Source organism: Gardnerella greenwoodii 00703Dmash (assembly GCF_000263635.1).
In the GTDB taxonomy this organism is placed as follows: Bacteria; Actinomycetota; Actinomycetes; order Actinomycetales; family Bifidobacteriaceae; genus Bifidobacterium; species Bifidobacterium greenwoodii.
The window spans coordinates 328,904-352,120 of sequence record NZ_ADEV01000009.1 but is presented as its reverse complement, the minus strand read 5'-3'; the positions used below and the strand labels follow the sequence as shown (position 1 = coordinate 352,120).

The 23,217-nt window shown below is 44.2% G+C and carries 18 protein-coding genes; 17 read left to right on the top strand and 1 reads right to left on the bottom strand.

The genetic code is table 11. The features are described from left to right. Positions 1–68: 68 nt before the first annotated feature. Complete coding sequence (locus NG78_RS00895; RefSeq protein WP_004135243.1) at positions 69–2,636, bottom strand: BspA family leucine-rich repeat surface protein; 2,568 nt, start codon at positions 2,634–2,636, stop codon at positions 69–71. 197 nt (positions 2,637–2,833) lie between these two features. Between NG78_RS00895 and NG78_RS00900 the strand changes: the two genes are divergently transcribed. The 17 genes from NG78_RS00900 (at position 2,834) to NG78_RS00980 (ending at position 23,212) form a co-directional block, all read left to right on the top strand. After that, positions 2,834–3,784 (top strand): hypothetical protein, encoded by a 951-nt coding sequence (locus NG78_RS00900; RefSeq protein ID WP_004135241.1) that lies wholly within the window; start codon positions 2,834–2,836, stop codon positions 3,782–3,784. A gap of 127 nt (positions 3,785–3,911) precedes the next feature. Then, positions 3,912–4,475, top strand: a complete 564-nt coding sequence (gene efp / locus NG78_RS00905; RefSeq protein WP_004111770.1) for an elongation factor P — start codon at positions 3,912–3,914, stop codon at positions 4,473–4,475. 166 nt (positions 4,476–4,641) lie between these two features. Next, positions 4,642–5,124 (top strand): transcription antitermination factor NusB, encoded by a 483-nt coding sequence (nusB, locus tag NG78_RS00910; RefSeq protein WP_004135239.1) that lies wholly within the window; start codon positions 4,642–4,644, stop codon positions 5,122–5,124. Between the two features lie 275 nt (positions 5,125–5,399). Next, complete coding sequence (gene carA, locus NG78_RS00915) at positions 5,400–6,611, top strand: glutamine-hydrolyzing carbamoyl-phosphate synthase small subunit (RefSeq protein ID WP_004135237.1); 1,212 nt, start codon at positions 5,400–5,402, stop codon at positions 6,609–6,611. 51 nt (positions 6,612–6,662) lie between these two features. After that, complete coding sequence (gene carB / locus NG78_RS00920; protein ID WP_004135235.1) at positions 6,663–10,043, top strand: carbamoyl-phosphate synthase large subunit; 3,381 nt, start codon at positions 6,663–6,665, stop codon at positions 10,041–10,043. An 18-nt stretch (positions 10,044–10,061) separates the two neighbouring features. Further along, the gene (gene pyrF / locus NG78_RS00925) at positions 10,062–10,973 is read left to right on the top strand and encodes an orotidine-5'-phosphate decarboxylase (protein WP_004135233.1); all 912 of its coding nucleotides are present in this window, start codon (positions 10,062–10,064) and stop codon (positions 10,971–10,973) included. A gap of 16 nt (positions 10,974–10,989) precedes the next feature. Further along, entirely contained in the window at positions 10,990–11,607 is a 618-nt protein-coding gene (gene gmk / locus NG78_RS00930; RefSeq protein WP_004135231.1) for a guanylate kinase, read from the top strand. 116 nt (positions 11,608–11,723) lie between these two features. Next, positions 11,724–12,008, top strand: coding sequence for a DNA-directed RNA polymerase subunit omega (rpoZ, locus tag NG78_RS00935; RefSeq protein WP_004135230.1), 285 nt, complete (start codon positions 11,724–11,726; stop codon positions 12,006–12,008). 144 nt (positions 12,009–12,152) lie between these two features. Beyond that, complete coding sequence (metK, locus tag NG78_RS00940; protein ID WP_004135226.1) at positions 12,153–13,373, top strand: methionine adenosyltransferase; 1,221 nt, start codon at positions 12,153–12,155, stop codon at positions 13,371–13,373. Between the two features lie 65 nt (positions 13,374–13,438). After that, entirely contained in the window at positions 13,439–15,799 is a 2,361-nt protein-coding gene (locus tag NG78_RS00945; protein WP_004135225.1) for a primosomal protein N', read from the top strand. Positions 15,800–15,808: 9 nt separating this feature from the next. Then, positions 15,809–16,969 carry a shikimate dehydrogenase family protein gene (locus NG78_RS00950; protein WP_004135223.1) on the top strand — a complete coding sequence of 387 codons (1,161 nt, stop codon included), beginning with the start codon at positions 15,809–15,811 and terminating at the stop codon, positions 16,967–16,969. Positions 16,970–17,103: 134 nt separating this feature from the next. Further along, positions 17,104–17,976 carry an RNase adapter RapZ gene (rapZ, locus tag NG78_RS00955; RefSeq protein WP_050543432.1) on the top strand — a complete coding sequence of 291 codons (873 nt, stop codon included), beginning with the start codon at positions 17,104–17,106 and terminating at the stop codon, positions 17,974–17,976. Between the two features lie 204 nt (positions 17,977–18,180). Next, positions 18,181–19,128, top strand: coding sequence for a DNA-binding protein WhiA (gene whiA, locus NG78_RS00960; protein ID WP_019261085.1), 948 nt, complete (start codon positions 18,181–18,183; stop codon positions 19,126–19,128). A gap of 585 nt (positions 19,129–19,713) precedes the next feature. After that, positions 19,714–20,919, top strand: coding sequence for a phosphoglycerate kinase (locus NG78_RS00965; protein WP_004135218.1), 1,206 nt, complete (start codon positions 19,714–19,716; stop codon positions 20,917–20,919). Positions 20,920–21,123: 204 nt separating this feature from the next. Then, a complete protein-coding gene (gene tpiA / locus NG78_RS00970; RefSeq protein ID WP_004135216.1) occupies positions 21,124–21,921 on the top strand; it encodes a triose-phosphate isomerase in 798 nt (265 codons plus the stop codon). A 52-nt stretch (positions 21,922–21,973) separates the two neighbouring features. Next, entirely contained in the window at positions 21,974–22,222 is a 249-nt protein-coding gene (gene secG / locus NG78_RS00975; protein WP_004135215.1) for a preprotein translocase subunit SecG, read from the top strand. 153 nt (positions 22,223–22,375) lie between these two features. Beyond that, positions 22,376–23,212 (top strand): HAD hydrolase family protein, encoded by an 837-nt coding sequence (locus tag NG78_RS00980; RefSeq protein WP_004135213.1) that lies wholly within the window; start codon positions 22,376–22,378, stop codon positions 23,210–23,212. Positions 23,213–23,217: the final 5 nt, after the last annotated feature.

The window sequence follows — 23,217 nt, the reverse complement described above, 5'->3', positions numbered from 1 at the left end:
GTTTTCCGCAAAATGTTGTAAAACGTGTCGTGTAGAACAACATTTTGCGGAAGATTATTGCAAATGTTTTAGTTTTTCTTTAAAATAAAGGTCACAATTCCAGCAATTGTAGAACCAAATACAACTAATATAGCAATCGCTAATACATTCGTATTCTTGTTTGAAGAGGCTGATTTTGCGATAGAGTTATTATTTTTTAGTGCGCCCTTCTTTTTATTTACGCTTTTACTTGAATCATCATCTTTAGAATTGTTTTCTTTAGAATTATTGCTTTGCGAATCTTTGGAATCAGCCTTATTGCTGCTCGAGTTGCTGCTTGGCTCGGTATGCTTCTTATTTGTTGCAGTTTTATTGGTGATTTCTGCTTTGTAAGAAGTATCTTGATTTTCTTGTTGCGATTGAGCTGATTCTGCAGTCTTAGTTTCTGCAGTCTTAGTTTCTGCAGTCTTAGCTTCTGCAATTTTAGATGGTTCTGCAGAATATGCTTTTGCAGCAGCACTAGCTTGATAATAACGGCTATAATTATAGTCATTTTGATTGAACGCAGCTAATAGTCTATATAAATTGAGCAAACTGTAATCAGAATCAGAATCTGAATTAGAATCCGAATTAGAGTCAGAATCCGAATTATAATCCAAATCAGAGTCTAAAGATTCATCTGCGCTAGGCTCAACAACGTTTGAATTTTCCGTTTGAGTGCTTTGAGTTTTAACAGTTGTTTTAACAGTCAAATTAAAATCTTTAGTTAAATCAAGATCTTTTAAATCTGTGCTAAAAGCAGAGTCGCCATTATTCCAATCTTTAACTACTTCATCTTTTAATCCGAGCAGTGCAGCTAACCTTGTATTTGCTGCGTTTGTATCTAGATTATGGAAGTCAACTATTTTGTTGTCTGCATCTTGGCAATTAACAATTGCATCAACAAAATTATTCTTTCCATTTGTATTAACCAAGCAACTAATACTAGCATCACCGTGCTTTATTGCGGCCATAAAGTATCCACGTAAGAATCTTCTAGGAGCCTTATTATCGCTTGATTTTGCGTTATTTTTTATTAATTCTTCTGCACTATTTGAGAATCCACCTTTTTTAATACGAAGATTTCCACCTTGTGCGCTTGCTTCTTTCCAAATGTCAGTAAGTGCCGAAAGATTTGTTTGCTTAAGGTCAACTCCAGATGGAATAGTAATATCATCGATTTTGCTGCCGCCAAACATGTTCTTAACGCCTTGGTTTAATGAACCAGTTTGAATATTAAGAGCTTGCGTTAAATCCCACTTAGAAATATCTAGCGAAGTTACAGAAGAGTTTGCAAACATATCGTTCATATCTGTTGCGCTAGAAGTGTTCCATTTTTCGATTCCTGGTATTTGCGTTAAATTAGGAGTATTTGAAAATGCTTTTCCCATATTCCAAATGTTTTTTGTATCCCAATTTTCTAAGCCAGTTATCTTTTTAACGCCACTGTTTTCAAAAAGACCAACAATATTTCCAACATAAGAAGTTTTCCATTTTCCAAGATTAGCTTCTTTAAGCGCAGTTGTTCCAGTAAACATTCTGCCAATGTCGTTAGTATTGCTAATATCCCAGTTTTCAAGCGCTTTAATGTCTTCTAGCTTGTTGGCGTTCATAAACATTCTTCCCATTGAAGAAAGATTGTTGTTTGTAAACACTTCTAGGCCTTCGGTAGTTGTTAATCCACTTTCTTCAAACATTCCAGTTGCTTCATCGCAGTAGGTATTGTCCCAAGTAATTCCCTTAACGTTTGAAAGGTTATGTGCTTGGTAGAACATGTTGTTCATATGATGAACATTGCGCGTTTTAAAGTTTCTAATGCCGTCTGCAGATTCGATTGCGCTACCTTCGAACATACTAGTCATGTCGGTAACGTTGTTAGTGTTCCACTTTTCGTCTAATCCGTGAACTGTGTGCAAATTTTTTGTGTTTCTAAACATTAGTTGCATGTTTTCAACATTGCTAACGTCCCAATTAGATATTGGATTTATGCTGTTTATTCCGCTATCTTCAAACAGGCTGCTCATATCTGTTACGCGGCTTGTATCCCAGTCTTTAGTTCCATTAATGTTTTTTAACTTAGGTGTTGAAGAAAACATTCCAGACATATCTTCTACATTAGAAGTGTCAAATAAATCCAAATTGTTTATTGTTTCTAGATTTGCAAAGTTTGAAAATAGATTGCTAGCACCGTTGCCGAGTTGAATTTTTCCAGCATTTTCAGTTTGATCGCCTGATTGAACAATATTTATGACTTTGACTTTAGATGTATCAAAATTTACGACATCTGGATTATTTTTATTAGATGAAATTATCTTTTCAATTGAGTTGGATGCAAAATCTGTTCCGTTAATTTTTGATATTTCAAGAGTGTTAGTGGATTCATTAAACTTCCACTTTAGTCCAGTAGGAGTTGGGTCAAAGAATCCCTGATATTTTGCTTCATGCCAAGTGTTTAGTGTGTTTTCTTTGTTTTCTTTGTTTTCTGGATTAGTCGCAACAGATTCTTTTTGCTGCGTTAACCCTGTGTTTAATTCTTCGCTAGCAATGGCTTGATGAACTGGTATTAATGAGCAAATCATTGCTGCGCATGCGCAAGATGCGAATATATGTTTCTTCATGGTTTTCCTTCTGGGTTAAATCATGTGTATGTTCGTTTTTGTTCGAACGTGTTCATTATATAGACGCATGTAAACAAAAAAGGAAGTTATGTTAGTTTATGTTCTTTTTTTGTAAAAATAATTATAAATTAATGTTTTGTAATGATGCTTTTATATGTGATTGAAAAATATCAAAAGATTGTAATAATCTCTATAACATGGAAGGCAATGATAATCGATATCAAGATACTAGCGATTTGGATTCTTTTAATAATCCTGCTCAGTATGAGCAAGAAAATATTTTTGGATCTTCTAATGATGATTCAAACAACTCCTTGTTAAGCGATAAAAAGGCTATTGCTGTTATTGTTTGTGTATCTCTTATATCAATCGGAGTTGTTGCTGGATTATGGTTTGCATTATTTGCTAATAACTCTAAGCCTAATCTAAAAGCAAGTGAGCCTTCTAAAATTTGCATTCAATTGCGCAAAAAAGTAATCGATGCTAAAGAAGAGCTTAAAAAAATTGTATCAAGTCAAGATGTTAAAGATGCTTCTAATATAAAAGCTGCTGATTTTGATGAAGATTTTGATGCCACTAAAGACGCTGCAGATGATTTTGAGTCTTCTCTAAGCTACGCTAATGATGACTTAAATGATGATATTCCAGTATGCCCACTTGGCGCGGATTCTTACGATTCTACAACAGTTGAAAATAAGCTTTCAGACACATTGGATGCTTTGCGTAAAGATGCTAATTCTGTTAAAACGCATGCAAAGAATTTACTAAAAACTAGCAGAACTGCTTTTGGTGATCAATTATTAAATCTTGTTAAAAAAGCTAGAGAACTTGTAGAAAAAGCGAAAAATTTGCCTATTTTAGCTGCTGCTTCTAAAAGTCTAGAAAATGCTATTAATGATGCTGGCAATGCTCTTGCTAAAAGCAGCAATAATTATCAAGAGTTAAAGCAAGCTTATCAAAAAATAAAAGCTGTTATAAGCAAGTACGAAGATAGAATTAAAAAAGTGAGCGATAGATTTTTAAGTAGAGATGGCAATGGGTATCCTTTTGATGCTCCACATCCTAAGGATGATCAAGGTGGCTATATTCCAATGGGTCGTAGTCAAAACTCAGAGTCTTCGGAACAAAACGATCAGAGTAACAAATAATTGCGTTAAATGCGGTTGTTATTTTAGTTGTTATTTTAATTAGTTGACGCTTTGTGGCATAATAAGCAAGGTTTATTTCTTAAGCCGCGAAAATTGCGGCTTTATTAGCGAAAGAAACGGGTAACTCGTGGCACAGACTACCAATGATATTAAGAATGGATCGGTTTTGAACCTTGACGGTCAGCTTTGGACCGTCGTTAAGTTCCAGCACGTGAAGCCAGGCAAGGGTCCTGCTTTTGTGCGTACCACCATTAAGAACGTGCTCTCGGGCAAGATTGTCGACAAGACTTTTAATGCCGGCATGAAGATGGAGTTCGAGACCGTTGATAATCGTACTTTGCAATACTCCTACGAAGATGGCGACAACTTCGTTTTCATGGACATGACCACTTACGACCAGGTTTATATTCCTAAGGTTTTGGTTGGTGAGCAGAGCAAGTATTTGCTTGAAGGCACCGACTGCATCGTAAGCTTCCATGACGGCACTCCTTTGAGCGTTGAGCTTCCAGCTTCCGTAATTTTGACCATTACGCACACTGAGCCAGGCTTGCAAGGCAACCGTTCTAACGCTGGCACTAAGCCTGCAACCGTGGAAACCGGTGCTGAAATCCAGGTTCCACTCTTCGTGGGTGAAGGCGAAAAGGTGAAGGTCGACACTCGTGACGGCTCTTACCTTGGTCGCGAAAACTAAAGAATTAATTATCTAATTAAAAAATTAGTTATCTAATTAAATTAGCTATTTATTTCTAAATAATTTTTATAGTGTGACCCGGTGGCGATTATTCGTTACTGGGTCGCGTAATTTTTAATACAACTTTATTAAGTAATTTTTATACGTTACACAGAAGGGCGCTATTATGGCACGTTCCACTGCTCGTAAGAGGGCTTTGAATACGCTTTATGAGGCGGATGAAAAGAATCAGCCTATTCTTTCTTTGCTAGAGGAGCGCGTTAAAGAGCCTGGCGCTCAAACTCCGCTTCCAGAGTACGCTATTGAGATTGTTCGAGGCGTAGGAGAGCGACGCAACAGAATCGACAAGACGCTTAACCGTTATTCGACTGGCTGGAAAGTTGGCAGAATGGCTGTTATTGACCGCAATATTTTGCGCATTGCGGTGTGGGAAATGCTTCTTAACGAGGAAATTCCAGACAAGGTTGCGATTGACGAGGCGATTGCGCTCGCAAAAATGTATAGCGATGAGGAAGCTATTGCGTTTATTCACGGACTTCTAAGCGCGATTATGGCAGATAAAGATGCTTGCTTGGCAAAGTTTAATGGCGAAGCTTCTACTGAAGACGCTGCTACGGAAGAGTCTACGGAAGAAACTGCTGCTGAGTAATAAGCTTTGCAGTTGTGCTCTGCAGCTATTACGTTAAACCAAGCCCTCCAAATGTGAGATACTTTTCTCGTGTTTGGAGGGTTTTGGGTTGTGTTTTGCTCCAAATGTGAGGTAGGTTTCTCGCGTTTGTAGGGTTTTGGGTTGTGTTTTGCTCCAAACGTGGGGAACTTGTCTCGCGTTTGGAGCGCTCAAGCAGGTCGCCGCGCCGGCGCGTCGCCCGTCCGCCAACCTGAGTAAACTTGCCACGAATATCCTAAAGCCATAAGGGGGTTAAGGTGGATTACAACGACACCTTCGCCGGATTCGGCAGTGATGATGCAGTATTGGTGTTGGAGGATGGTCAGGTTTACGTTGGTAAGCCTTTTGGTGCGCAAGGTTCTACGCGCGCCGAGATTGTGTTCTCCACGGGCATGACTGGTTATCAAGAAACGTTAACTGATCCAAGTTATGATCAACAAATCGTAGTTCAAACATTCCCGCACATAGGTAATACGGGAATGAATCACGAAGATCCTGAATCTAATCGCATTTGGGTTGCGGGTTACGTGGTTAAGGAGCCAAGTCCAGTAGTTAGCAATTGGCGCGCTGAAGGTTCCTTGGAAGACGATTTACAAAAGCAAGGTATCGTTGGCATTAGTGGTATTGATACTCGAAAGCTGGTACGTCATTTACGCTCGGTAGGCGTTATGCGTGCCGGCATTTTTTCTAATAGGGCCCTGGTTGATTCGTCAACCGGGGCTTTTCGTACCGTCGCTTCCTTCGTTGACGAAATTAAGCAGACTCCTCAAATGCAGGGCTTGCGTTTAACGGATGAAGTCAGTACTAAAGAAACGTATACGATTGAGCCTTGCGGTGATTTTGAAGGAAAAGATCCGCTTTACACGGTTGTAGCAGTCGACTTTGGTATTAAATCTATGACCCCTCACCGTTTGGCTGAGCGCGGCTGCCGCGTGCATGTTGTAAGCTCCTCAATAAGCTTCGAATCGCTGCAGGCTCTTAACGCAGACGGCGTATTCTTCTCGAATGGTCCTGGAGATCCTGGCCAAGCAAATCGCGAGGTTGAGCTTTTGCGTAAAGTTTTGGACGCAGGATATCCGTTCTTTGGCATCTGCTTTGGAAACCAGTTGCTTGGTCGCGCTCTCGGATTTGGCACTTACAAGCTAAAGTTTGGCCACCGTGGTATTAACCAGCCTGTAAAAGACGTTACAACCGGAAAAGTGGAAGTTACGGCTCACAATCACGGCTTCGCAGTGGACGCTCCTCTTGACGGACCTGTTCAATCTCCTTACGAAAACGGCCACTTTGGTCGCGTGCTAGTTTCCCACGTTGACTTGAACGACAATGTTGTAGAAGGCTTGCAATGCCTTGATATTCCAGCGTTCTCTGTGCAATATCATCCGGAAGCTGCAGCAGGCCCTCACGACGCTTCCTACCTGTTTGACCGCTTTGTGCAATTGATGCGCGAAAACGCTCGAAAAAGCAAGTAATACTCGAAAAAGCAAGTAAGATTTTAAGATTTACGGAAAGAGAAGTTTACTATGCCAAAACGTACTGATATTAAATCGGTTATGGTAATTGGTTCCGGCCCGATTGTTATTGGTCAGGCTGCGGAATTTGATTATTCTGGAACGCAAGCTTGCCGAGTTCTTCGCGAAGAAGGCATTCGCGTAATTTTGGTTAATTCCAACCCGGCTACGATTATGACCGACCCGGAGCTTGCTGACGCAACTTATATTGAGCCAATTGACACTTCGATTTTGGAGCGAATTATTGCAAAGGAGCGTCCGGATGCGCTTCTTCCAACGCTTGGTGGTCAAACTGCGCTTAACGCTGCAATGGATTTGGGTCGTGCAGGAATCCTCGAAAAATACAATGTTGAGCTTATTGGTGCTTCTTTGGAAGCAATCGACCGCGGCGAAGACCGTGAGCTTTTCAAAAAAGTCGTTGAAAAAGCTGGAGCGGAAAGCGCAAAATCCTTTATTGCTCACTCAATCGAAGAAGTAGACAAAATTGTTGAAACTTTAGGATACCCGGTAGTAGTACGCCCAAGCTTTACAATGGGCGGACTCGGCTCTGGTATTGCTCATAACGAAGAAGAGCTTCACCGAATTGCAGGAGCAGGCATTCACTATTCTCCAACAGACGAAGTGCTTATTGAAGAAGGCATTGAAGGTTGGAAGGAGTTTGAGCTTGAGCTTATGCGCGACGCAAAAGATAACGTCGTAGTTGTTTGCCCAATCGAAAACGTAGATCCTGTAGGCGTTCACACCGGCGACTCGATTACAGTAGCTCCATGCTTTACTCTTACAGACCGCGAATACCAGAAGATGCGCGATATTGGTATCGCTATTATTCGAGGCGTAGGCGTTGACACAGGCGGCTGCAATATTCAGTTCGCAATCAACCCTCAAACCGGTCGCATTATCGTAATCGAAATGAACCCGCGCGTATCTCGCTCTTCCGCGCTCGCATCTAAAGCAACCGGCTTCCCAATCGCAAAAATCGCAACGAAACTTGCTCTCGGCTACACTTTGGACGAAATTCAAAACGATATTACGCGTTCAACTCCTGCAAGCTTCGAGCCAACAATCGACTACGTTGTAACGAAGATTCCGCGTTTTGCTTTCGAAAAGTTCCCAGGAGCAGACACCACGCTTACAACTTCCATGAAGTCTGTTGGCGAAGCAATGGCTTTGGCTGGAAACTTCCAGGAGTCCCTTGGAAAAGCAATGCGCTCAATCGACAAGCGTCACGCGTGCTTTAGCTGGGATGGCGAGCGTCCAAGCAAGGAAGAAGTACTCAGGCTTCTTGAAGCAATGCACACTCCAACAGAGCATCGCTACTTGCAAATTCAGCGCGCGCTTTGGGGCGGGGCAACGCCGGAGCAGATTTTTGCCGCAACAAAAATCGACCCTTGGTTTGTTGAGCAGCTGGCTCAAATTAACGAAACTGCGCTCGCAGTTCGTGAAGCTGAAACTTTAACTCCTAAAGTTTTGAAGCGCGCTAAGCTTGCTGGCCTTTCGGACGTTCAAATTGCGCATTTGCGTAATCTTGGCGACGAGGGCGAAAACATGGTTCGTGAGCTTCGTTGGGCTTACGGTTTGCGCCCTGTTTATAAGACGGTTGATACTTGCGCAGCCGAGTTCGACGCGGCAACTCCGTACTACTATTCTTGCTACGCTGACGAAAGCGAGTTGAAGAAGCGTGATCGCGAAGCTGTTATTATCCTTGGCTCTGGCCCGAACCGAATTGGTCAGGGTATTGAGTTTGATTACACTTGCGTTCACGCTGTTCAGGAATTGGGCAAGGATTACGACACCATTATGGTTAATTGCAATCCTGAAACAGTTTCTACAGATTACGATATGTCTGACCGCCTTTACTTTGAGCCGCTTACTTTCGAAGATGTGCTTGAAATTTACGAAGCAGAAAAGAAGCTTGGTCCTGTTAAGGGTGTGATTGTGCAGCTTGGTGGTCAAACGCCGCTTTCGCTTGCTGCTCGTCTTAAAGCTGCAGGAGTTCCAATTTTGGGAACAACTCCTGAGGCTATTGATTTGGCGGAAAACCGTGAGCTTTTTGGTGAGGTTCTTCGTCAAGAAGGCATGAATGCTCCTCGCTACGGCACAGCTTTAAGTCTTGAGGAAGCAAAAGATGCGGCTCACGCAATCGGCTACCCGGTTCTTGTGCGCCCAAGCTACGTGCTTGGCGGTCGTGGCATGGAAATCGTGTACGACGATGCTCAGCTTGCAAAGTATGTTGATCGCGCTTTGGATGAGGCTCGTGCAGACACGGTTGTTTCTGGCCGTTTGCCTTCGCCGCTTTTGATTGATAAGTTCCTGCAAGACGCTATTGAAATCGACGTTGACGCGCTTTACGACGGCAACGAGCTTTATATTGGTGGCATTATGGAGCATGTTGAGGAGGCTGGCGTGCACTCTGGTGACGCTGCTTGCACTCTTCCTCCTAGCACTCTTTCGGACGATCAGATTCGTCGCCTTCGCGAAGGTACGCTTTCGATTGCTCGCGGCTGCTCTGTTCGTGGTCTTATTAACGTTCAGTATGCTTTTATGGCAAACACTTTGTACGTAATCGAGGCAAATCCTCGAGCTTCTCGTACTGTTCCGTTTGCTTCTAAAGCTACTGGCGTTGCTCTTGCTAAAGCTGCTGCTCGAATTATGGCCGGTGAAACAATCGCCCAGCAGCGTAAGCGCGGTCTTCTTCTTCCAAAGGGAGACGGTGGTGATATTCACCCAGGTCAGCAGGTTGCTATTAAAGCTTCCGTGCTTCCGTTTAAGCGTTTCCGCACTCCTGTTGGTCGCACGGTTGATATTTTGCTCGGCCCAGAGATGCGTTCTACTGGCGAAGTTATGGGCTTCGACCGTGACTTCCCTCACGCTTTTGCTAAGAGTCAGCTTGCAGCATACAAGGGCGGTTTGCCAACCAGTGGCAACGTGTTTGTGTCTGTAAGCGATGCTGATAAGCGTCAGCTTCCGCTTCTTGCAGTGCGCTTAGTAGAACTTGGTTTTACTATTTGGGCTACGGAAGGTACTGCTTCTGTGCTTCGACGCTACGGCATTGATTCTGTAATCGTAGACAAGCTTTCTAGTCAAGGCGACACGGCGAAAGATGTGTCAAATGGAAGGAATGCTCACGAAAGAATCGGCAAAAATGTTGTGGAGCTTATCGAGAATGGTAAGATTGACATGGTACTCAATACACCGAATTCAAGAGGGTCTCGCACGGACGGCTACGCTATTCGCGCAGCAGCTGTTGCAGCAGATCTTCCGCAATTCACAACTATTACCGAATTTGCGCCAGTATTAATGGCTATTGAGGCTGTTAAGAACAACGATTATCAGGTGATGAGCATTCAAGAGCATGCTCAACAACTGTTTGCAATTGAACAGGCAGAAAGTTAAGAAAGTCGGGCTTAATACATGACCGAGAGCATTCGTGATCAAGAATTACAAGCGCAGCGATCCGATTTTGGCTTGCGCTTGAAGAACGCTATGGCCAAGTATGGTCCGCTATGCGTTGGTATTGATCCTCATCGCAAAATGTTGCTTAATTGGGGATACAACATGGATGCTCTCGGAGCTGAGCTGTTTTCAATGCGCATGCTTCAGGCTATGAACGGCAGGGCAGCGGCAGTAAAATTCCAGTCCAGCATGTTTGAGCGCTACGGTTCTAAAGGTTTCGCAGCGCTTGAACGTGTGCTTTACGCGGCTCGTCAAATGGACGTTATTACGATTGTTGACAGTGGCCATGGTGGATTGTCTACTACGATTTCTGCGCTTGCGGACGCATATTTTAAGCCGGGTGCTCCTCTTCTTGCTGACGCTATTACGCTTCTTCCGTATTACGGTGCTAGCTCAATGGGCGGATTAATTAACGAAGCGCTTAATAATGGTCGCGGCGTTTTTATTGCGTCGCTAACTTCTAACCGCGAAGGCGCAAGCTTGCAAACTGCAATCCGCCAAAGTGGAACTTACCGCGGAACTACAGTAGCTCACGGAATTGCTCAAACAGCTCAAAGTTTTAACAATAAAACTAAGGGCTTGGGCTCAGTCGGCTTAATTGTTGGCGCTACTATTGGCGACTGGATGAATGGCGGCGGAATTGACGTAGCGAGCTTTACCGGCCCAATTCTTTCCCCAGGCTACGGCTGGCAGGGTGCTGAAGCTAACGACTTAAAGCGTGTTTTTGCCGGTACGCATGGTAATGTGTTGGTAACTGTTTCTCGCTCTATTGCGTCTCATGGGCCAAGTATTGGCGAACTGTCTGCCGCAACAGAGCGAATAGCGTGGGATATTCGTCAGGCTCTTATTGATTCAGACGAACGTGCGTAATTGAGAGGTGATGGAAATGTCTACCAAAGATGATTCGGCTGCTTCTGAGTCTTCACAGACTAAGCGTCGCCTAATCGTATTAACTGGTCCTACTGCAGCCGGTAAAGGTACGGTAGAAGGCGTACTTCGTGAAAAGCATCCTCATATTTGGTTGTCTGTTTCTGCAACTACGCGCGCGCCTAGACCGGGTGAGTTTAACGGGATTCAATACTGGTTCTTAGATGAGGAAGAGTTTGAGCGGCGTAAACGCAATGGAGAATTTTTAGAAACTGCTCTTGTTCACGGCATGGCACACTACGGCACTTTGCTGCAGCCTGTTTTGGAACATCTTGAGCAGGATATTCCAACTTTGCTGGAAATTGATTTGCAAGGCGCTAGGCGAGTAAAGCAAGAGGCGTCTAGGCTTGGTTTGGAAGTTGTGTACGTGTTTATTGCGCCTCCAAGTTTTGAAGAGCTTAAGCGCCGTCTTATTGGCAGAGGCACTGAAACCCCTGAGCAGCAGGCAAAACGTTTGGAAACCGCAAAGGTTGAGATTGCTGCAGCCAGCGAGTTTGATGTTGTTATTGTAAACGACAATGCTGAGCGAGCGGCGGACGAACTTTGGAACGTTATTGCTCGCGAATACGAGCTATAAATAGCTTATAAATAGTTCATAAAGAAGTTATAAATAGAACTTACCGCAATATCCAATCTATAGCCTATAATAGGCGTTTTGGAACTATTGTGGCACCATAGAATTTGGAGAATATTATGGCATTAGGCACTCAGCCAACACCTACGGGTCTTGCGAATCCACCAATTGATGATCTTATGCAACATGCGGATTCCAAGTATGCGCTTGCCTTATTTGCTGCAAAACGAGCACGTCAAATTAATTCTTATTTCACGCAGCTTAACGAAGGTTTGCTTCAAAATGTTGGCCCACTAGTTGAGTATAAAAATCAAGAAAAACCTTTGTCTATTGCTTTCCGTGAGATTAATAGAGGCTTGCTTGAAGAGACGCTTGGTGAAGACGATTTAAGCGAAGGCAATTAATTTATTTATTAGTTAAGTGATAAAGCTTATACTTATTGCTTTAGCGTCTTTTTATGCGCATAATCGCAGTCGTATCATCTGTGCTTGAAACTCGGATGTGCGGCTGCGTTTTTCACTTTACGAGTATTTGTATTGGAGGGGATTGTGGAAGAAATTAAGTTAATTTCTGCAGAATCTGTTACTGAAGGTCATCCGGATAAGTTGTGCGATCAGATTGCTGACGCTATTTTGGACGATATGCTTCGTCAAGATCCTCACGCTCACGTTGCCGTAGAAGTTTGCGCTTCTGTAGGCCAATTTGTGGTGTTTGGTGAAGTTAGAGGCGAAGTTTATAGCGATATTCCAGGAATTTTGCGCTCTGTGGTTCGTAATGTTGGGTATACGAGTTCCACTATTGGTCTTGACGCTGATTCTTGCGGAGTTATGGTTTCTTTAACCGAGCAGAGTGATGAAATCAATCAAGGTGTTACTCGTTTGGATGCAAAGAGCGAAAGTGCTGCTTCTCGCGAGGAGCGTTATGCTGCTCAAGGTGCTGGAGATCAAGGTGTTATGTTTGGCTACGCAAGTGACGAAACTGACACTTTAATGCCGCTTCCAATTTATCTTGCTCACCGTTTAGCACAAAGGCTTTCTAAAGTTCGAAAAGATGGTATCGTTGCGCATTTGCGTCCAGATGGGAAAACTCAGGTTACTATTGAGTACGATTCCAAAGGTACGCCTAAACGTTTGGATACTGTTTTAATTTCCACGCAGCACGATTCTGAAGTTTCCAGCGATTGGCTTAAGTTACAGCTTGTTGAGCATGTTGTTAAGCCTGTGTTGGACGAAGTTCTTGCTCAAAAAGTTGCGCACGATTCATACCGTATGCTTGTGAATCCTACTGGCTCTTTTGTTTTGGGCGGTCCTGCTGCAGATTCTGGTTTGACTGGTCGAAAAATTATTGTTGACACTTACGGTGGTGCGGCGCATCATGGCGGCGGAGCTTTTTCTGGAAAAGATCCAAGTAAAGTTGATCGTTCCGCAGCTTATGCAGCGCGTTGGGTTGCTAAGAATATTGTTGCAGCTGGTCTTGCTCATAGGGCAGAAGTGCAGGTTGCTTACGCTATTGGTATTGCGGATCCTGTAAGCGTAAACGTTGAGACTTTTGGTACTGAAGCTGACGGTATTACGCGTGCTGATATTGCTCGCGCTGTTCGTGAAGTATTCGATTTGCGCCCGGCTGCAATTATTGACGAGCTTAATTTGCTTCGCCCAATTTACGCTAAAACCGCGGCTTATGGCCACTTTGGTCGCACAGATGTTAAGTTCCCTTGGGAAGAAACGAATAGAACTGATCAGCTTCTAGCCGCATTAAATCTTAAGTAGAATCTTAAGTAGAATCTAATTTAGAATCTAAAAGCTAAAAGTACGAGCTAAAAGTAGAAGCTAAAATGGCAGAGCAACCTTCGTTAGACGGATTCGCGCGTAAAACTAAACGCAAGCGTAATGCTGTTTCGCGCGTTCCTGCAGACGATTGTGCTATTGCTCACGTAATGTTAGATGTTCAAGCTTCACATTTAGGTCGTACTTTTGACTATTTAGTATCCAAGGATCAAGATGATGCGGCTCAGCCGGGAGCTTTCGTGCGCGTACGTTTTGGTGCGCAAAGGCTTACAGGCGTTATTTGGTCTCGTTCTTCTAATAGCGATACTCCTTCTTCTGCTTTGCGATTTTTAGAGCGTGTGTTTCCTTCAGATGTGCTGATTTCTAAGTCTTTGCGAGAAGATATTGACGCTATTGCAAAAGCTTATGGTGGAACTATAGCTAATATTCTTCGTCTTGCTGTGCCTCAAAGAGTTGCAAGAGTTGAGCATGAGGAAGTTTTTGATAGCATACGTTTGCATCGCAGAAAAGATTGGTGCATAAATCTTAAAAAGCTTTTGGAAAGCAGTAATAAAACTTATAAATCTAATGAAGCTAATGAAACTGATTCTTCTATCGCTACTTTCGATAGAATGATTGAATCTTACGAAAATGCGGATATTTTGCATGATGCTTTAGTTAAAAAAGCTAGTAACGCGGATTTTGACGGCGAAAAAATCGAAAATAATAATGCTAAATCTTTTGTAGTTGATGCACCTGCAGGCTCTTTAAGAATGGCTCAAGATTTAGCTTGGATGATTGTAACGGCTGTAAGTCAAGGAAAGCAGGCTGTTGCTGTTTTGCCAACGCTTAGGGAAGTAAATGACGTTATGCGCGCGCTTATGGCTTACGGATTAAAACCGTATAAGCGCGTTAGTGAAAATCACCGTGGTTTTTCTGCAGGCGGTTTCGATGGAGATGTTGCGCGTCTTTGCGCGGCGGATGCTCCGGCTGACCGTTATAGAGCTTGGCGTGCAGTAGCTTCCGGAATAGTTCCTTGCGTGCTTGGAACGCGCGCTGCAATGTATGCTCCGGTTGAGGGGGATGCTTTATTCGCTATTGTTGAAGATACCGCATACCAGTATGCAGACGGAATGATGCCTTACGCTCAAGCTCGTGGCGTTATGAGACTTCGCGCAAAAAAGCATGGTGGCGTTTTTGTAGCAATGGCATATTCTAGAAGCGCGTTAAGTCAAAGCGAAGTAGATTCGTATTCTTCCAATACGCAAGTTGCAAAAGATATAAGTGGAAGTAGCGTTCCTGTAACAGTGCGCAAAGAATTGCGCGAAAAAATAGTTCCGTGGGTTCGCTGGCTTAATCGAGAAACTTTGTCGAAACTTGCTGACCCAAGCATTGGCGCTAGAATACCGCATACCGCTGTAAGAGCAATAAACGAGGCTCTTGCAGACGGAAATCCTGTGCTGCTTTCTATTGCTCAAGATGGCGTTACTCAGTCTGCAATGTGCTCTTCTTGCCTTCACCAAGCGCGTTGCAGGCGTTGCACTGGACCTTTGGATATTAGTGCTGGGATTAAATCCCTTCGATGCTTATGGTGTGGAGCAAGCGCAGTCAATTGGTCTTGTGCTAATTGCGGAAACACTAATCTGCGTGCTATACGCGTCGGTGCTGCAGGTATTGCGCAAGAAGTGTCAAAATTGTTTAGAAACGTGCCTATTTTGCTTTCTTCTCCGCATCAGCCGAACGGAATTATTCATAGCATAGATAAAAAGCCTGTAATTGTTGTGGCAACTTCCGGCGCAGAGCCGCGCGTTAAATCTCAAAACGGTGCGCAAAGCGGCTCGTATGGCGTTGTGGCAATACTCGACACTTGGGTGAGCTTGTATGCGTCGGGGCTTGATTCCAGAATTGACACTCTTACCGCTTGGATGAAAGCTGCAAGCTTGTGCGCTCCTAGAACTAGCGGCGGAAGTGTGCTTTTAATTGGTGAAACGTACACAATTTTGTCTAGAGCGCTTACTTTGTGGGACACAACGCAACTTTCGTTAAACGAGCTTTCGGAGCGCAAACAGGCTGTTTTGCCGCCATTTGTAACTGCAGCATGCGTGTGGGGAGAGCGCGATGCTGTTATGCGTGCGCTTGAAAATATTGGGGCAATGAAGGAAAATCTTGGGTGCGAAATTAGTCAAAATGATGATTTTTCAACAATTTCTCCATTATTAGGCATTGTTCCAATGCATCCGCCTGTTACAGACAGATACCAGCATTTTGACGATTTTGACGACCGTGTAAAAGCTGTAGTAAGAGTTCCGCTTTATTTAAGACAAGAATTAGTGAACCGATTACACAAGGAAGTAGCGCATCACGTGGCAAAGCGTGCTGCAGGAGAGTTGCGTTTTTGCGTTGATCCAAAAGATTTATTAGCGTACTGAGGAGTGATTATGTCAAAAATATATCGTTGTGCAGTTTTAGGAGATCCTATTTCGCACTCGCTATCTCCCGTATTGCACAACGCTGCTTATAAAGCTTTAGGACTTACAAATTGGCAATACAGCAAAGAAAAGGTAAGCGAAGCTGAGCTAGCTGATTTTATATCTAATCTTGACGATTCTTGGAAAGGCTTAAGCCTTACAATGCCGCTTAAAAAAACCGTAATGAAACTCGGCACTCCTTGCGACTACTGGTCAAGAACTCTTAACGTTGCAAACACAGCGATTTTTACAAGCAATCCAGCAGCCGCCTCGCCTTCACAAATTGAACTGTGCAATACGGACGTGAGCGGCATAATTATGGCTTTTATTCAGGCTTTGCACGAGCGCATAAGCGGCGTGAAAAAGGCTGTTATTATTGGCAGCGGCAACACGGCATCTTCAGCAATGGCGGCACTTATAGAAATCGCGCAAGCCTCAAAACTTGAGCAGGTTAAAGTGATTGCTAGAACTGAAAATGACGGTAGCGTAAAAGGTGTAGAGCGTTTTAATAATCTTCTGCGCGCGTATTGCGCTGATTCTCCAAATAGCAGAAGCATAGAGCCGTGCTTAGAAAGTAGCGAAAATGAAAGTAGTGAAAAGAAAAGCAATGAAACCGACGCAAATTACGAATCGGTTATAGGGATTGAGTTTCCAAAAATTAGCGAAGAAATATTAAAATGTGACGAATCTCTCATTTTGCAATCTTTAAGTTCCTTAGACGCAATTCGCGCAATTGCAGAAGCAGATATTGTAATAAGCACCGTTCCTGCGCACGTTGCAGACGGCTTGGCAATAGCACTAAAAGCATACTGCAAAAATAGGCGCGTAAAAAGCCTAGGAACACTGCTTGACGTAGTGTACGATCCTCGACCAAGCATGCTTCTTAGCGCGTGGAGGCAATACGGATTGGGGATTGGCGGCGAAGAAATGCTTTTGTATCAAGCTTTAGAGCAAGTAAAGCTTATGACGTTTGAGTACAGAAATTCTAAAGAAGAAGCTGAAGTAAAATCTGAAGTAATCGCGGAAAATATTTCTAATAATGATTCTGACAAGACCGAAGATTACGATAATTCTAAAGATCCTAAAGATTTAATTGATTGCATGCGAAAAGCATTACAGGAGGCATTATGAGCGCCGAAAATCAAGCTGATGCGAAAAGCGATATGCAAAATAGTGCGCAAAATATCTCGCAAGATTGTGCGCAAAATAGCTCGCAAAATAGCGCGAATCAAGAATTAGACGCAAATGCTCACGGCGCAATCAACATGCAATTAGCAGACGGTTTTGAAGTTATGCTGATTACCGGCATGAGCGGAGCCGGGCGCTCGCACGCTGCTAACGCTTTGGAAGATATGGGTTGGTACGTTATCGACAATCTTCCTCCAAAACTGCTTATACCGCTGGTAGATATGATGACGTCATCCGGCTCAAAAGTGCATAAGCTTGCTGCAGTTATTGATGTGCGCTCGCGAGGATACTTCGATGACTTATTCGCTGTGCTCGCACATATTGACGAACTTGGTGTAAAAACGCGAATCTTGTTCTTAGATGCTTCAGATTCCGTGCTTATTAAACGCTACGAGTCCGTTAGAAGGCCTCATCCTTTGCAGCGCGGAGGAAGGCTTATTGATGGCATTTTAGAAGAGCGAGAGTTGCTCAGCCATTTGAAAGATTGCGCGGATATTATTATCGATACTTCAACTCTTAGTATTCACCAACTTTCAACCAAACTTTACGAAGGTCTACTTGGCAAAGGATCTTCCACAGTGGCCGTGCATATTTTCAGCTTTGGCTTTAAGTACGGCATTCCAATGGACGCTGATTTTGTGGTTGATATGCGATTTTTGCCTAACCCATTCTGGGTTCCGGCTCTTCGTGATTTAACCGGAAAAGACAAAGCTGTAAGCGATTACGTGCTTTCTAATCCTGCAGCAGTCGCTTTTTTGGACTCTTACGAAAAGGCGCTGCTTACTGCTATCGACGGTTTTGCTAAAGAAGATAAGCATTACGTTACGATTGCAGTAGGCTGCACAGGCGGACAGCATCGCTCAGTTGCTACAAGCATTGAGCTTGCAAGACGCTTGCGATTGCACGGTTTGCAGGTTACGGTATCTGCACGCGAATTGCAGCGCAGGTAGTAGGTAATAAAGCAAGTAATAAAACAAGTAATTTAGTAAACGCAAAAATTTTGTGCTAAAAGTATATGCAAACGTGTGCAAATAACGCTAAAATGTCCAACGTATTCTGTATCACAGAAAGCCGGGCATGTCGTGTTCAAACGCATCATGTGAGTATCCAACAGCACGCATATTTTAAGAAGAACAAAAGTAGGAGGTTGTCCCTTGGCTCTTCTTGACGACGTCAAAAATGAACTCGTTTCCAACAACAATGAGCTCCCGACGGTCATTATGGCTCAAGCGGCAGCTATGATGCGCTTTGCTGGCGGTTTAAGGCCAGTAAATAACCAAGCTGTGATTCGCGCTCAGTTTGACTCTCAGCGTTCCGCACAGTGGCTTGTAGAGGTCTTAAAGACGCACTTCCAGCGCGAGGCGACCATTTCGCAGGTTTCGCGTCAGACTCCAACTGGTACTGTTCTTCGTTACGACGTAGTTGTTGATCACGGTGCTGCAGCATTAGCACTACAATCTGGTTTACTTGACCGTCGCATGCGCATTGTTGCAGGCCTGGCCCCAGAAATTATCGGCGGAAGTATCGCTCAAATTAAGGCAGCATGGCGTGGTGCATTCCTAGCTCACGGCGCAATTTCCGATCCTGGCAAAGCAAGCTACTTGGAAGTCGTGTGCCCAACTCACGAAGCTGCAAACGCTTTGCAAACTATGGCAGCTCGCTTAGGTATTACGGCTAAAGCTCGCCAAGTGCGCAGTTCCGAGCGCGTAACATTGCGCGATTCCGACGCAATCGAACGAATGCTTAACTTAATCGGAGCTCCTCGCTCTGCTCGCGAATGGACAGGCAAGCGCTCAGACGGTGAAGCCCGCGGAAAAGCTAATCGTCTTGCAAACTTTGACGATGCAAATATGCGACGTAGCGCAAAAGCTGCTGCCGAAGCTTGCGAAAAAGTTCGTCACGCATTCGACATTTTGGGCGACGATATTCCAGATAATCTGCTGATGGCTGGAAAGCTTCGCTTGGAGCACAGTGACGCAAGCTTGGAAGAGCTTGGTCATTTAGCTGATCCTCCAATTACGAAGGATGCTATTGCAGGACGAATTCGTAGACTTTTGCAGCTTTCGGCGAAGGTTGAGAAGTCGCGCATGCAGCAGCTTTAATTTTGATTTTGCTTGGTCTGTGTGCGTAACTGTTTTGCTTGTGATGTTCTTGAGTTACGTCTATGAGTTTTGACTGACGTTCTTGTTCTTTTGCTTTGACGAGACTAGAAAATTTGTGTTTGCGTGCGTCCCGTCCTTCGGGCGCTCTGGCTGCCAAAAGAGTTTAGTGTGTTCGCCTTTCTTCAAGAATGTAGCTTCTCAGTCCTCTTTTAGCACTGAACACAATTTTTCCAGCCTCTCAACACACTAAACCGCAACACAAAACTCATAGACTCGTGCAGAAAGTTACGCAAAGTGCATGGTTTACTAAGTGCAACTAGAGTAGCGAAATTAAGCTGCGGGTGGTTTTGAGGTTGGGAAATTATTCTTGGCGTGGCGTGTGCGGCAGCAATAATGCTAGTGCCGCTAATCAATAGGAATAAATGCTCTCAGAAGCATTGATGCAAAGCTGCGTGGCTCATAGGGGATTGTTGAAGACTTGCGGTATAATTGCACACGGCATTGAGTTAATGTTTAGGCTGATTTTAAGTCTTTTTGAACGCATTAAGCCAGTATGGTAAGCCAATAGATCTGGAAAGGATACCAATGAAGACACTGAAAGATTTGGGAGATTTGAGCGGCAAGCGCGTTTTGGTTCGCGCAGATTTTAACGTTCCTCTCAAGGGTACTACGATTACCGATGATGGTCGTATTCGTGCTGCTTTGCCAACAATTAAGGCTTTGCGCGAGCAGGGTGCGAAGGTGATTTTGATGGCTCACCTTGGTCGTCCAAAGGGTCAGGTTGTTCCAGAGCTTTCTTTGGCTCCAGTTGCAGCTCGTTTAGGTGAGCTTCTCGGCGTGAAAGTTGCTTTGGCTGCAGACACCTACGGTGAGGATGCACAAGCTAAGGTTGCCGCAATGAACAACGGTGACGTTGTTTTGCTTGAAAACGTGCGCTTTAACGCAGAAGAAACCAGCAAGGATGCTTCCGAGCGCGCAGCTTACGCTAAGAAGATTGCGTCTCTTGGTGAAGTATTCGTTTCCGACGGCTTCGGTGTTGTTCACCGCGCTCAGGGCTCTAACTACGATGTTGCTGCCGATCTTCCAGCAGCTGCAGGCTTGCTTGTTGAAAAGGAAGTTAAGGCACTTTCTCGCGCAACCGAAAATCCAGAGCGTCCTTTGACCGTTGTTCTCGGCGGCTCCAAGGTTTCCGACAAGCTCGGCGTTATTGAAAACTTGCTTTCTAAGGCTGATCGTCTTGTTATTGGTGGCGGCATGGTGTTCACCTTCCTCAAGGCTTTGGGCCACGAAGTTGGTACTTCCTTGCTTGAGGAAGATCAGCTCGAAAAGGTTAAGGGCTACATTGAAACCGCTAAGAAGAACGGCGTTGAGCTTGTGCTCCCAACCGATATTGTTGTGAACGCTGGCTTCCCAGCAGGGGACACTCCTGTTGCTCCAGAAGTTGTTCCAGCTGACGCTATTCCAGCAGACAAGATGGGCTTGGATATTGGCCCTGACTCTCAGAAGCTTTTCCACAGCAAGATTGTTGATTCCAAGACTGTTGTGTGGAATGGTCCAATGGGCGTGTTTGAAGTTCCAGAGTTTGCTGCTGGCACTCGTGCTGTAGCTCAGGGCTTGGTTGACGCAACTAAGAACGGTACTTTCACCATTGTTGGCGGCGGCGATTCTGCTTCCGCAGTGCGTAATCTTGGCTTTGCGGAAGATGGCTTCTCGCACATCTCCACTGGTGGTGGCGCTTCCCTCGAGTTCTTGGAAGGCAAGACTCTTCCAGGCTTGAGCGTGCTTGAGTAAATAAGCCTTACGCAAGTCGTAAATAAATTTTACGCAAGTCATAAGTAAACTAAATATTTTAGATTATGCCGGCTTTCGATTTTATGAATCTTTTGTAAATCGGAGTCGGCATAATACTAATTAGCTTAAAAATCTTGCGTAATATTTCGCGTAAAATCTTGTGTAATACTATTAATCTTCAATCCTCAACTTTTAAGGGTGATTATGGTTGCTAAAAGAAAGCCGCTAGTCGCAGGTAATTGGAAAATGAATTTCAATCACCGCGAAGCAACGCATTTTATACAAAAATTTGCGTGGCTCTTGCGTGACGTGCACTACGACTGCCGCGATTGCGAAGTGGCTCTTATGCCTTCTTTTACTTCTATACGAAGCGTGCAGGTTCTTGTTGAGTCTGATCGTCTACCAATATTGTACGGAGCGCAAGCAGTTTCCGTTACTGCTCAAGGCGCTTTTACAGGCGATGTTTCTGCAGATATGCTTGCAAGTCTTGGATGCTCAATGGTTATTGTTGGGCATTCTGAGCGCCGAAAGTATCATCCGGAAGACGATGCGAATATTGTAGACCAGGTACGTGCGGTTCTTGCAGCTGGAATGACTCCAATTTTGTGCGTTGGTGAAAGTTTTGAGGAACGCAAGCAGGGGATTGAGCTTGATTTTGCTGTTGGTCAGGTTCATGACGTAACTCGCGATTTGGACGCAAAGCAGGCTAAGCGCTTGATTATTGCTTATGAACCTGTTTGGGCAATTGGAACAGGCATGGTTGCTACTGCTCAGTCGGCTCAGGAAGCGGCGTCTGCTATTCGCGAAGATTTGCGCGCGACTTTTGGAAGTGATGTGGCGGATACTGTTCGTATTCTTTACGGCGGATCTGTGACTTCTTCCAACGCTGCAAGTCTTATTGCTGAGCCTGATGTTGATGGCTTTTTGGTTGGCGGAGCTTCTTTGGATGCAGAGGAGTTGTCGAATATTGTGCGACTCACCGCAGCTCAATCGCGTCTATAGGTCAACGGTTCTTATTAAGATTAGTCGAGTACTCTAAGACAGGAGGTTACTTGTGTCCGCTCTGAAAATCGTTTTGCAGGTAGTGCTTGTGCTTACTAGCATTTTGCTCACTCTGTTAATTTTGATGCACAAGGGCAAGGGCGGCGGCCTTTCCGACATGTTCGGCGGCGGTTTAACGAAGAACGCCGGTAGCTCTGGTGTTGCAGAAAAGAATTTGAACCGTTGGACCGTTATTATTGCACTGATTTGGGTTGCTGTGATTATAGCTTTGAACTTAATGACTAAGTTCTCGCTAATTTAAGTATTATTCTTTAAAAAGCGCATGGTCAGCAGATTGTGCGCTTTTTGTTTATTTAGATTCGTTTATTTAGATTAGTTTATTTGTTTAGTCTCGCTTGTTTAGTCTCGCTTGTTTAGTCTCGTTTATTTAGGTTTATTCATTTAGGTTCTTACAATGCTTCGTTTTTCTCCTTCTTTAGTAATTGCTGATCTTGACGGCACTATGCTTCACGATTCCGATACTTTTGAATGCCGCTTTTTAAGCCGCGAAACTATGCAAGCTGCTGAGCGTTTGCACGAATCTGGTATTCCGCTTGCTATTATTACGGCTCGTCCTGTTGGAAGTGCTTTTGATTTTGTTCACGATTTAAAAGCTCAAGTTTGCGCGTATCTAAACGGTGCGCTTATTGATTTTGATTGCGTTCACAGCACTGTTTCTGAGCTTACTTCGCAGCGAAGTATTGATACTCTTACGCGTTTTGGCTTTGATTCTAAGCTTGCGAGTGATGTGTGCTTGCGATTGCTTGATAAAATCCCTACGCTCCGTCTTGGTATTGTGATGAACGACGTTCGTTACACGAATTTTGACGTTCGCATGCTTTGGAGTAAGCAAGATTTTGTTATTACCGACTTTTCTAACGTTCCGCGCGGAATTGCAGACAAAATTATTATTGTGCCGCGAGATTGCGAGAAGGAGCAGCTTCAGCGTATTCTTCCGAGCGATTTTTCGCTGCATATTAGCGAAGACGTGTTGTGGATGCTCACGAATCCTCTTGCGAACAAGGGGCACGCGCTGAACGTTATTTGCGATCGTTTGGGCGTAAAGACGAGCCGCACAGTTGTTTTTGGCGATGATGTTATTGATATCGATATGTTCCGTGCAGGCGGTTACGGCGTGGCTGTGGCGAATAGTAACCAGCGCTTGCTTGCGATTGCGGACGAAGTTTGCGCTTCCAACAACGACGACGGCGTTGCTCAATGGCTTAATTCGAACCTTTTTACAAGATTGTGAGTAAA

Coding starts and splice junctions, on each gene's coding strand:
- NG78_RS00895 (WP_004135243.1), bottom strand. CDS start 2,636: ATGAAGAAACATATATTCGCATCTTGCGCATGCGCAGCAATGATTTGC.
- NG78_RS00900 (WP_004135241.1), top strand. CDS start 2,834: ATGGAAGGCAATGATAATCGATATCAAGATACTAGCGATTTGGATTCT.
- nusB (WP_004135239.1), top strand. CDS start 4,642: ATGGCACGTTCCACTGCTCGTAAGAGGGCTTTGAATACGCTTTATGAG.
- carB (WP_004135235.1), top strand. CDS start 6,663: ATGCCAAAACGTACTGATATTAAATCGGTTATGGTAATTGGTTCCGGC.
- pyrF (WP_004135233.1), top strand. CDS start 10,062: ATGACCGAGAGCATTCGTGATCAAGAATTACAAGCGCAGCGATCCGAT.
- gmk (WP_004135231.1), top strand. CDS start 10,990: ATGTCTACCAAAGATGATTCGGCTGCTTCTGAGTCTTCACAGACTAAG.
- rpoZ (WP_004135230.1), top strand. CDS start 11,724: ATGGCATTAGGCACTCAGCCAACACCTACGGGTCTTGCGAATCCACCA.
- NG78_RS00945 (WP_004135225.1), top strand. CDS start 13,439: ATGGCAGAGCAACCTTCGTTAGACGGATTCGCGCGTAAAACTAAACGC.
- NG78_RS00950 (WP_004135223.1), top strand. CDS start 15,809: ATGTCAAAAATATATCGTTGTGCAGTTTTAGGAGATCCTATTTCGCAC.
- rapZ (WP_050543432.1), top strand. CDS start 17,104: ATGCAATTAGCAGACGGTTTTGAAGTTATGCTGATTACCGGCATGAGC.
- NG78_RS00965 (WP_004135218.1), top strand. CDS start 19,714: ATGAAGACACTGAAAGATTTGGGAGATTTGAGCGGCAAGCGCGTTTTG.
- tpiA (WP_004135216.1), top strand. CDS start 21,124: ATGGTTGCTAAAAGAAAGCCGCTAGTCGCAGGTAATTGGAAAATGAAT.
- NG78_RS00980 (WP_004135213.1), top strand. CDS start 22,376: ATGCTTCGTTTTTCTCCTTCTTTAGTAATTGCTGATCTTGACGGCACT.